Below are 9,966 nucleotides of genomic sequence, written 5' to 3'. Positions count from 1 at the left end.
TGAGTACGTGAAGCAGATAGGAACCCCGACCGCGAATAGCCATCATGGGCAGCAGCACCGACTGCACAAACAGCCCGAATGTAAGGCAGCAAACCTTTCAAACTATCACGTCGATGAAACTTGCTTTCCTTGGGCGGACCATGTAAGTCGTTCAACCACGGAGATCAGTTTTCTTGAGCAGTAGTCTCTTGAGCAGCGTTGCAGTCACCGAATTTCAGACCTTGTCTGCCTCTTGTGGGTCAGCTCCAGTCGGTCACGAATGACCGCTGACCGGCAGTCAAAGTTTTTCGCCGTTACCTGAGAAATTTTCCGTTAAATGTCAGTCTGCTCGGCCATTTCCAGCGCGTCTTCGACCTCGATGCCCAGATACCTCACGGTGCTCTCGATTTTGGTATGGCCGAGCAGCAGCTGAACTGCTCGGAGGTTTTTGGTACGTCGGTAAATCAGGGTGGCCTTGGTCCGCCGCATGGAATGCGTTCCATACAGGATGGATCCAAGCCGATCCCCTTGACCCAACCGTCAACAATGCGAGCGTATTGCCTGGTACCAAGATGCGGGGAGTCATGAATCCGACTGGGAAACAAATAATCTTCCGGCCTCAGCGAAGACGCCTTGATCCAGGCGTCAATCGCATCACGCGTGGGCGCGGTGATTTCAAACTGAACCGGCAGGGCGGTCTTCTTTTGCATAACAATGGCTCGGGTTGCAACACGATCACCGTGACAAATGTCTTTAACGCGCAGATTCACCAAATCACAGGCCCTGAGCTTGCTGTCGAGTCCCAAATCAAATAGTGCAAGCTCCCTCGTTCTTTGATTCAGTTGGAGTCGAACCCTGATGGGGCAGATGTCTTTGAGTTTCAAGGGTGCTTTTTGACCAACAATTTTTCCCTTGTTCCTGGGAACCTTTGGCCGGTCGTCGTGAACAGTTTCCATGATGAACCCCTTAAATGATGTGGGGCTTAAGTTTCGTCATCTTGTTTGAATCGTCAAAGCCTCGATCATCAATATAGAGCGCTGATGCCTACCGTTCGTGGGGGGAAATGTACCGACACCGTAGCAATGATTCCTGAAATGCTTGCCCGACACCCGATGTGGGGCATCTAGTCATGCTTTTACTCAAAGCATCGTGACTGCACCCAGCCAAACCAATGAAGTCCAAGCCATCACCGTGCTGCGCCCCGATGTCCGCCACAAGGCAAGGACAAGAAACACGTTGTAAGGCAAGGTCGCAAAATGCACCATGGCGGCGACCCATAGTTCACCACCTTGGGCAGCGATCATCAGTGCCATGAACCCGGTGAACAGGTTGATGACGCTGCCAACAATCAGCATGTCACGCCAAAAAAGCTGGCTCAAAGACGCTTCGCCGCGCCACCGCTTGCCAAAAAAGCTGGCCGTCTGAGGTTTGCCCACTACAGGATCTGGGTAAAAAAATACCAGGTGGTCTTGACCATGGCGAAAAGCACACCATAGACCACAAACACGGCAGCCACTGAAACCGCCAGTCCTGAAAGTACCCAAAAGCCGTCACGCTCAAGCACCCCGAGCGCCATCAGGCTGATGGCCAAAGCAGGCAGGACATTACCAAGGGGAATCGGCAAAACCAGCAACACGGCGAGCAGCAGCGACAACAAGCCAACGACATACTCCATCGGCGGCAGGGTAAGGCTGGCCAAGCGCGGGCGCAACAGGCCTTCAGCGCGTTTTAGCCAGGGCAGGATGCGTTTGACCAAGGATGAGAAATCCGAACGCGTCATGGAGCGATTCGCCACAAATGCAGGCAACCATGGTGCCTGGCCCAGCATCAGTTGGGCTGTCAGAAAGAGCAGCGGGGCACCCAAAATGGTTGATGTCCCAGGCGGCGTTGGCAAGACATTGGGGAATGAAAATATAAATATCAAGGCACCCGTTGCCCGGTCGCCAAGCGCGATCAGCAAATCGTTAATGGTTATGCGTTCCCGCTGCGTGTCTGCTGATAGTTCCCAAAGAATGGTCGATAGCGCACGACCGCCCGAAGCTTTTTTCACAATGGATTTGTGTTGTTGATCGACACAGGCGCGGTGCTCGATTGGCATCCGATCTGAAAACTCCGGACCAGATTGCTCATTTCAATGGCATCAAGCCATGTCTTGCTCAATAAGACTGGCTGCTCCTCCAGGGTGTCTCCCTGCTTGGGCTTCACCTTGACGCCGTAGATCTGTTCCACTTTGTTGAAACTGATGTCAACGCCAGCGCCCGACATTTCCAGGCTAAAGGTCTGCTTGCCAGATTCTGAGCCGTTGACCGTGATCTGCATGGTGCAACTGGGCAAGGCGCGGTAAATCCATTTGATTTCAGGGTGGGCGTCTTGTCCAAGCTGGTTCATGGCCTGCAACCGCTGAGACTGACTCAATTCGAGCGGGTTGATGATCAACTCGTCCTCTTTGGGATAGCCGTCAGTACAGGCTGCAAAAAACAGGATGACCAAAGGCACCAGCATCAATCGCTGGAACCCGGTCAACAAGCTGCCGTTACATGGCTGATCCAGGACCACACTCATGCTTGTCACCCGGCTGTGGCCTCTGAATCGGTCTTTGTGGCGTCGGTCGACAGGCTGGAGGCCAGCACCTTGTCAATGGTCTTGCCGTCCATGTCCACAATCTCGAATTTCCAGTCCTGCCACTCAATGGTGTCGGCAACCTTGGGCAGGCGGCCTGTCAGCAGCATCATCATTCCGCTGAGCGTGTGGTAGCGTCCGCGCTCTTCTTCTGGCACGCTGCTCAGTCCAAGGCGGTCTTTCAACTCCGGCACGGGAATGTGCCCGTCAAGCAACCAGGAGCCGTCTTCCCGTTGAACTGCCCAGGAGGTCTCAGGGTCGCGTGGCTGAAATTCGCCCGTGATGGCTTCAATCAAATCCTTCAGGGTCACGATGCCTTGCACCTGGCCGTACTCGTCAATGACAAAAGCCATGTGAACATCGGACAAACGAAAGTTGTCCAGCAGTTCCATGCCCGTCAGGGTCTCGGGGACGTAAAGCGGTGCCTGCAGATTGACCTGCAGGTCCGGTATTTCGCCATGGGCCACCTTGGAAAGCAATTGGCGCGCGTTCACGATGCCCAGAATATCGTCGATACCGCCCTTCACCACAGGAAACCTGGCGTGATCCGAGCTGTCAATCAGTTTCAGATTCTCTTCAAACGGTTGATTGATGTCGAGAAACACAACATCACCCCTGGGCACCATCAGTGAGCCAAGTTGACGGTCATCCAGCAAAAAAACGTTGCGGACCATGGTGTGCTCGTGCGATTCGATCACGCCCGCGCTGGTTCCTTCGGCCAGAACCGCGTGAATTTCCGCTTCAGTCACAGTCGATCCGAAGCTCTCTTTGGCGCCAATCAGGCGCAACAGGCCTCGGGTGGATCCGGACAACAGGCGAACGAAAGGCTTGGTGGCAATCGCCAGGAAGTTGATGGGTTTGGCCACAAGCCTGGCGACCGTTTCGGGGTGGGATTGACCCAGGCGTTTGGGCACCAGCTCACCCAGAACAATTGAAAAATAGGTGATCAACACCACCACCAGTCCGGTGGCTGCGTAAGAGGCATAGGGGTCGTACAGGCCCAAAGTCACCAGCCACTGCGCCAGGGGTGGCGCCAGTGCAGCTTCGCCAACGATACCGTTGAGCACACCGATGGAGGTGATGCCAATTTGAATGGTGGAAAGAAAACGGGTGGGATCTTCACCCAGTTTGACGGCTGCCTTGGCTGAGCTGTCGCCCTCATCAACGAGCTTCTGGAGTCTTGCTTTACGGGCCGTGACCAGCGCGATTTCTGACATGGCAAATGCGCCGTTAAGCAGGATGAGGGCGAAAAGTATCAGTATTTCCATAGAGAGGGGTCCGGGTTCCCCTGGCGTGTTGAGAAGGGGCAGATTGTAAAGATTGGCGTTTGGCACCGTCTCGCTCTATCAAAACGTAATGATTGCATTGCGTTATGAACCATAGGGTCGATGCCAAATTGGGAACACAAGGGTTTCAATGCACATGCTGGTGATGCGCATCGGGCACATGCGCATGGCTGTGCCGCACTTCCTCGTGATGATGCAAGTGGGAATGCGTGCCGATGACCGTCGGGTTGTGGGAGTGGTTGTGGTGGCCGTCCGAATGGTCATGGGCGTGCTCATGCTCCATGGGTTCATGAACGTGCTCATGCCCGTGGATTTCGGCGAGGTGAAGTGCGACACCGCACAACATCAGCAGTCCACCCACCATCATCAGTCCGCCTGCTGATCGATCACCCAGCATAAAAGCGAAGGCTGCGCCTATAAATGGCGCAAAGGCAAATACAGAACCGGTACGAGCCGCGCCAAATGCGCGCTGCGCCAGCAGGTAAAGTCTCAAGCTCATGCCATAGCCGGTGGCCCCCACCGCAATCAAGCCCAATGCCGCCATCCAACTGGGCAAAGGCTCATTGCTGAACCAGGCCAAAGCGGTGGTCAAGGTCGCACCCAGCGCCGCCTTGAGCATCACCACCTGACTGGGGTCGCGCTCGGCCAGTGCCCGTGACAAAGTGTTGTCCACGCCCCAGGCTGCTGTGGCCAGCATGACGACCAGCAGGCCCGTCAATTGCACACCGCCCGCCAGTCCTTGATCCAATACCAGGGCCATGCCACCCGCCAGCAGCAAAAGCATGGCCAGCCAGACCCGGCGATCCATGCTTTCGCCGTATAGGCGCCAAGCCAACAGGGCGGTAAACAGCGCTTCCAGCGTGAGCATGAGCGAAGCACTGGCGCCACTGGTGCGTTGCAGTCCCCAGGCCAGGGCAACCGGCCCAATGACCGCGCCAAAGATCGCCATGGCCAGAAGCCGACCCGTGTCAGAGCGCCGCACCCGCGCTTCCTGTTCCTTGGGACGCAGTGAGAACGCGCCAACAAGTGCTGCGCCACCATAGAGCAAGGCCGCTGTACTGAAGGCACCCAGACCCACACCCAGGCGTTGCACCAGGGGTGTGCTGATGCCAAAGAGAGCCGCTGCCATCAGGGCCAGCAGCCCGCCGCGAATGGCGGGGGCGTTACTTGACACGTTTGATGTCGCTGTAATCACCACGCGTGCGCAGCACCAGATTCACATCAGCCTCGCCCCGGTTGCGCCAGAACCAGCCATGATTGCCGGTAAACGCCGCCACCAGATCGCCGTCATCGGAAGAAACCGCGCGTCCCTTCTCATAGCTGATCGATCGGCCGATGCTGTCGCCGTGGGTGTCATAGTTGACGATGCCACCTTCCACCGCCCAGGCGAAGACGGTTTTTTCGCCTTCCTTCATGCGCAGCTTGACTTCCATGCCTTCACCAGGTTTCAGGGTCAAGCGCATCTCGTCACGCCAGGACGTGGGTTGCGCTGCGGCTGCGACAGGGGCGGGTTGAGAGTTGCTGACGGCAGTCCCTGAGATGGAGGCGTCGGGCACGGGTTTTTGTCCCGTTGCGTCGGCGGCGGCTTCAGCCGCGAGCCTGGTTTTGATTTGGCCCATCTCTGTCAGTCGCAATAGTCGGCCCACCCCGGTGGGATCAATGCCGTATTCGGCCGGCTGAACAACCGTCACCAGGATGACGGCGGCAGAAAGAGCTGCCAGGATGGTTGAGCGCATCAGCTTCCTGGAGGAAGGCAGTTCAGCGCGAAGCGTCGTTTCACTGTTGTACATGGTCAAAATTCCTTGGATGTTCAGGACACAAAAAAACCGGTTAGTTGGAGGCCCACCAGCACGAAGCCGGCGCTCATCATGACCACGTTGGCGGTGTAGGCGTGGCGCAAAAAGCTGGCTGTGCGTCGCCAGTAGCTCATGCCAATCAAGATGACTGCCAATGCCATCAACTGGCCAATTTCAACGCCCAGATTGAAGGCCAGCAGGTTGGGCACCAGGCCGTCGGGCGAAATCTCGTATTCGAGGATTTTGGTGGCCAAACCAAAACCATGGAACAGGCCAAACACCAGCGTGGCAATTTTGGTGTTGGGTTGGAAGCCCAGCCAGCGCTGGAAGGCGCCGATGTTGTCGAGTGCCTTGTAGACCACCGAGAAACCGATGATCGCGTCGATCAGGTAGCTGCTGAACTGCACGTTGTAGTAAACGCCCAGGATCATGGTGGTGGAGTGGCCGAGCGCAAACAGGCTCACATAGATGCCGATATGCGACAGCCGGTAAAGGAAGAAGATCACCCCGAAGAGGAACAGCAGGTGGTCGTATCCCGTCATCATGTGTTTGGCGCCCAGGTACACGAAGGGCAACAAGTTGACCCCCGATATTTCCTGGATATAGCCTTTGTCACCCTGTGTGACCGCATGGGCCAGAGCCTCGGTGGTGCCGAGCAGCAGCGACATGAATATCGCCGCCAAAAGAAAGAGATGGTGGTGCCGGATCGCCCATGGCGGTCCCGGCAGCCTGCCGTGAAGTAAGCTGTTCATGAAGATTCCGTTGAATTGAAGGAGGCGCTACTTTGGGTAGCGCAAGGCCAGAAGGAGTCTCAAGCCATGGGAGGGCGTTCCAGCCGGAACGCCTCCACCAACTCAACCCACTGGCGAGCAGTGGCTGGTCGACTCGATGCCATTGAAATGGCGACCGTTATTGCAGTGGTCGGTACATGCGACTTGTCGTGGCTGTGATCTGCACTGTGGTGCGGGTGGTCGGCGCCAGCATCCAGGAGGGCTGGCCTGGCGTCATCGTCGTCGTGTGAGTGTCCGTGCGCATCAACCGCAATAGCATCAACGTTGTGTTGGCTTGCTGCGAATTCGGCCAGGCCGTGAGACGTCACGCCACCCATCGACGAGACAATGGCGCCGAAGAGCATTCCCAACAGGATCAGCGCGCACACGCCCAGGGTGAACCTGGCGTGGCGTTGACTGGGGTATGGGCTGCGTGATTGCATTGAGGTGATGGACTGCTTCAACAATTTTCCGGATTTTATCTGGATCATTGTCTTGATGACTTGGCGAGGGCGCCTGGTAATGAACGGCGCCACGCCCTCGACGAATTCAAGGAAACTACGCGCTGCCCGTGACAAGACGCGCAGAGTGATGAATCAGGCGCTTGTCTCCGATTTCGTGCTGCTGACACTTGCGATTTCTACAACAGGCCGGCCGACCTTTTGCCATTCAGAAAAACCGCCTTCCAGATACCTTGCATCCTTACCCATGGCGCGCAAGGCTGCGGTGAGGCCTTGGCTGACTTCGTGTCCGTGGACACAAAAAAATACCACCTGCCCCGACAAGGCGGCCACCTCGTCTTTCCAGTCCAGCCATTGCGCGGGGTCGCGCCAAATTGAATGGGCGATGGTCGTGCCAGAGGCTTGACGCGCACTTTCTCTGCGGACATCGATGAGAACTGGCTGTTTGGTTTCCATCAGGCAAGTGGACAGGGTGGCAACTGAAATAGACGTCATGGCGTTCTCCAACACAGCTTATAAAAGTTTGATGAGCAAGCCCACCACCGCACTGGCGGCGATGACATGGATCACATTGCGCTTGAAACGAAACAGGGCAACGGCGGCACCCACAGCGATCAGTGCCGACACCTCATCGAACCCTCCGCCAAATCCCTTGGGCCACAGCACGTGGTAGCCGAAGAACAGGGCCAGATTCAGAATCACGCCCACCACGGCGGCGGTGATGGCGGTCAAGGGTGCGGTGAACTTGAGGTCGCCGTGGGTGCTTTCCACCAGGGGGCCACCTGCCAGGATGAACAGAAACGAGGGCAGAAAGGTGAACCAGGTCACCAAACTGGCCGCGACTGCTCCCGCCAGAAACAGCGCATCCGGGCCGAACAAGGCCTTGACATAGCCCCCCACGAAGCCGACAAAAGCCACCACTATGATGAGTGGCCCCGGTGTGGTTTCCCCCAAGGCAAGGCCATCAATCATTTGTGTCGGTGTGAGCCAGCCGTAGTGACTCACAGCGCCCTGGTACACATAGGGCAGCACGGCATAGGCACCCCCAAAGGTCAGCAACGCGGCCTTGGTGAAGAACCAGCCCATCTGTGTCAGCGGGTGGTCCCAGCCATAACTCGTGCTCAGCAATCCCATGGGCACGACCCACAGCAAGGCACCCACCGCGATCACTTGCGATAGTCGAAGCCAATGAAATTTGGCATGTTCCGGCGTGGGTGTGTGGTCGTCGATGAGCGCCGGGCCAAAGGACTTGTCGGCCTTGCCATGTCCGCCCCCGGCTTTGAACTTGTCGGGTGCGATCCGACCTCCGACATAACCCACCAATGCAGCCGCCACAACGATGGCCGGGAATGGGATGTTGGCGACAAAAATGGCGCCAAAAGAGGCCGCTGCAATGCCCCACAACCAGTTGTTCTTGAGCGCGCGGGAGCCGATGCGGTGGGCCGCCTGTACCACGATGGCCGTTACAGCTGGCTTGATGCCATAGAACAAGCCCGCAACCAGCGGCATTTCACCGAAGGCGATGTACACCCACGACAGCCCGATCAGGATCAAGAGGGAAGGCAGCACAAACAGGGCGCCGGCCACGATGCCACCCCAGGTCCGGTGCATCAGCCAGCCGATATAAGTGGCCAATTGTTGTGCTTCCGGGCCGGGGAGCATCATGCAATAGTTCAGGGCGTGAAGGAAACGCTGTTCGGAAATCCAACGCCGGTTCTCCACCAGTTCCTGATGCATGATCGAAATTTGCCCGGCTGGCCCGCCGAAACTGATGAAACCCAGCTTGAGCCAAAACGCAAAGGCCTGCCAGAAGCTCACCGCTTGGGCTGGGCGCGCCGATGAATCGGCTTCCTGAGTCACTGGTTGATTCATATGCTGCGGCTTGCCTGATCGAAGCTGGTCAGCAACCCGTCGAACACGGTTGAAGCGGCCACCAACAGTTGGTCATCGGTTGAGATGCTCTCGCGCAAGCCATTCAGTACGCTCTCAATGCCTGCTGCTTCTGGCGGCTGCACGCCACCCACATCGAGGTAGTGCACCAGCAGGCCCAGGCGGGCGATGGCGGGTTGATCGAGTCCAAAGCTCGCAGCCAGCACTTCAAAGGTGACCCGGCTACCCATGTGGCTGAATGTTGCGCCGTCAAAGTCGAATCCGAGTGCGTCTGGCGGACAGTCTGCGGGGCTGGCCAGCCACAGCAGGCGCGCTTGCGGGTCAATAAACCGCCGAATCAACCAGGCACTGGCCAGGCGATCAACCCATGGGCGTTGCCGCGTGGCCCAGAGACGGCCTTGATAGTCTGTCATGTGAAGACGCGCAATGCGCCCGTCCTGGGCATGGGGTTCATCTGGTGACAGGACGCACGCACAGGCCAACTCCAGTTCACGCAAGGCGTTATCGACTTGTCGCTGGGCCTCTGCGGGGAAAAAGTCCGTTGTGACGAGATTGGCAAAGGATTTGCGCAGCTTGCGGGTCTGCCGCAGTACGTCTTGCACAGTATCTGTTGTCAGCTTCTGGTTGACCTGATCGACCTCCGACAGCAAGGCGGCGAAGTCACTGCTGCGATCAAACAGTGCTGCGAAGTTGGCGCCTTCAGGCTCCTCCACACGCAGCACATGAGCGCCGCCGCCGCCATCGCGTACCTCCGAGGCCAGGCCCTCCAGGGTGGCGCGGCAGCTTTCGCGCTCCGGCATCAGGTAAACCCCGTCCCTCAGCACGGCGGCACCGGATGCTTTAAGGGCGCGCCAGGCGCGTTGACGCAAGGTGGCGTTTTCCGTGGGCAGGGTTGTGATCAGCGACAGCCATTTATTCATGAATTTAAGTCTACATTATTGTAGATAGATATTCAATTTATATTGAATGTCCATGTGCCGGGCATCGTGATGATCGGCGCCCTCTGCTTAACCGAAGTTGAAGCCACGCCGTCAAGTTGTGTGACTGAACGACTGCAAATGGCCGACCAAATTTTTCAGGTGACTGACTGCGATGGGGTCTAGACCCACCTCTCATGCTAGATGCCTGAAGGTCGGCAACGGGACTTTATGCATAGCGCCCAGTT

General features: G+C 57.2%; 11 protein-coding genes and 1 pseudogene. All 12 read right to left on the bottom strand.

Annotated elements, in window-relative coordinates; genetic code table 11:
- Nucleotides 1-312: 312 nt before the first annotated feature.
- The 12 genes and pseudogenes from NDI87_RS14015 to NDI87_RS13960 all read right to left on the bottom strand — a co-directional run bounded on the left by NDI87_RS14015 (nt 313) and on the right by NDI87_RS13960 (nt 9,721).
- A pseudogene (locus tag NDI87_RS14015) lies at nt 313-935 on the bottom strand (tyrosine-type recombinase/integrase).
- Between the two features lie 183 nt (nt 936-1,118).
- Nucleotides 1,119-1,334 carry a hypothetical protein gene (locus NDI87_RS14010; protein WP_296275980.1) on the bottom strand — a complete coding sequence of 72 codons (216 nt, stop codon included), beginning with the start codon at nt 1,332-1,334 and terminating at the stop codon, nt 1,119-1,121.
- Between the two features lie 80 nt (nt 1,335-1,414).
- Entirely contained in the window at nt 1,415-2,077 is a 663-nt protein-coding gene (locus NDI87_RS14005; RefSeq protein ID WP_296275979.1) for an exopolysaccharide biosynthesis protein, read from the bottom strand.
- Nucleotides 2,026-2,541, bottom strand: a complete 516-nt coding sequence (locus NDI87_RS14000; protein ID WP_296275978.1) for a hypothetical protein — start codon at nt 2,539-2,541, stop codon at nt 2,026-2,028. Before NDI87_RS14000 ends, NDI87_RS14005 begins: the two co-directional genes overlap by 52 nt.
- 5 nt (nt 2,542-2,546) lie before the next feature.
- The gene (locus NDI87_RS13995) at nt 2,547-3,866 is read right to left on the bottom strand and encodes a hemolysin family protein (protein ID WP_296275977.1); all 1,320 of its coding nucleotides are present in this window, start codon (nt 3,864-3,866) and stop codon (nt 2,547-2,549) included.
- Nucleotides 3,867-4,011: 145 nt separating this feature from the next.
- The gene (locus tag NDI87_RS13990) at nt 4,012-5,058 is read right to left on the bottom strand and encodes a DMT family transporter (RefSeq protein ID WP_296275976.1); all 1,047 of its coding nucleotides are present in this window, start codon (nt 5,056-5,058) and stop codon (nt 4,012-4,014) included.
- A complete protein-coding gene (locus NDI87_RS13985) occupies nt 5,048-5,674 on the bottom strand; it encodes a transmembrane anchor protein (protein WP_366028943.1) in 627 nt (208 codons plus the stop codon). Before NDI87_RS13985 ends, NDI87_RS13990 begins: the two co-directional genes overlap by 11 nt.
- Nucleotides 5,675-5,694: 20 nt before the next feature.
- The gene (locus NDI87_RS13980) at nt 5,695-6,348 is read right to left on the bottom strand and encodes a HupE/UreJ family protein (RefSeq protein WP_296275981.1); all 654 of its coding nucleotides are present in this window, start codon (nt 6,346-6,348) and stop codon (nt 5,695-5,697) included.
- Nucleotides 6,349-6,491: 143 nt separating this feature from the next.
- Complete coding sequence (locus NDI87_RS13975) at nt 6,492-6,941, bottom strand: hypothetical protein (protein ID WP_296275974.1); 450 nt, start codon at nt 6,939-6,941, stop codon at nt 6,492-6,494.
- 105 nt (nt 6,942-7,046) lie between these two features.
- A complete protein-coding gene (locus tag NDI87_RS13970) occupies nt 7,047-7,421 on the bottom strand; it encodes a rhodanese-like domain-containing protein (RefSeq protein ID WP_296275973.1) in 375 nt (124 codons plus the stop codon).
- A 3-nt stretch (nt 7,422-7,424) separates the two neighbouring features.
- On the bottom strand, nt 7,425-8,783 hold the full coding sequence (gene chrA, locus NDI87_RS13965) for a chromate efflux transporter (RefSeq protein WP_296275971.1): 1,359 nt from the start codon (nt 8,781-8,783) through the stop codon (nt 7,425-7,427).
- Nucleotides 8,780-9,721 carry a chromate resistance protein ChrB domain-containing protein gene (locus NDI87_RS13960; RefSeq protein WP_296275970.1) on the bottom strand — a complete coding sequence of 314 codons (942 nt, stop codon included), beginning with the start codon at nt 9,719-9,721 and terminating at the stop codon, nt 8,780-8,782. Before NDI87_RS13960 ends, chrA begins: the two co-directional genes overlap by 4 nt.
- Between the last annotated feature and the right edge of the window lie 245 nt (nt 9,722-9,966).

It is taken from the genome of Rhodoferax sp. (assembly GCF_023701345.1).
Classification (GTDB): domain Bacteria; phylum Pseudomonadota; class Gammaproteobacteria; order Burkholderiales; family Burkholderiaceae_C; genus Rhodoferax.
This window is presented reverse-complemented; position numbering and strand designations above follow the sequence as displayed.

Coding starts and splice junctions, on each gene's coding strand:
- NDI87_RS13995 (WP_296275977.1), bottom strand. CDS start 3,866: ATGGAAATACTGATACTTTTCGCCCTCATCCTGCTTAACGGCGCATTT.
- NDI87_RS13975 (WP_296275974.1), bottom strand. CDS start 6,941: ATGATCCAGATAAAATCCGGAAAATTGTTGAAGCAGTCCATCACCTCA.
- NDI87_RS14005 (WP_296275979.1), bottom strand. CDS start 2,077: ATGCCAATCGAGCACCGCGCCTGTGTCGATCAACAACACAAATCCATT.
- NDI87_RS14000 (WP_296275978.1), bottom strand. CDS start 2,541: ATGAGTGTGGTCCTGGATCAGCCATGTAACGGCAGCTTGTTGACCGGG.
- chrA (WP_296275971.1), bottom strand. CDS start 8,783: ATGAATCAACCAGTGACTCAGGAAGCCGATTCATCGGCGCGCCCAGCC.
- NDI87_RS13980 (WP_296275981.1), bottom strand. CDS start 6,348: ATGTCGCTGCTGCTCGGCACCACCGAGGCTCTGGCCCATGCGGTCACA.
- NDI87_RS13960 (WP_296275970.1), bottom strand. CDS start 9,721: ATGAATAAATGGCTGTCGCTGATCACAACCCTGCCCACGGAAAACGCC.
- NDI87_RS14010 (WP_296275980.1), bottom strand. CDS start 1,334: ATGCTGATTGTTGGCAGCGTCATCAACCTGTTCACCGGGTTCATGGCA.
- NDI87_RS13985 (WP_366028943.1), bottom strand. CDS start 5,674: ATGTACAACAGTGAAACGACGCTTCGCGCTGAACTGCCTTCCTCCAGG.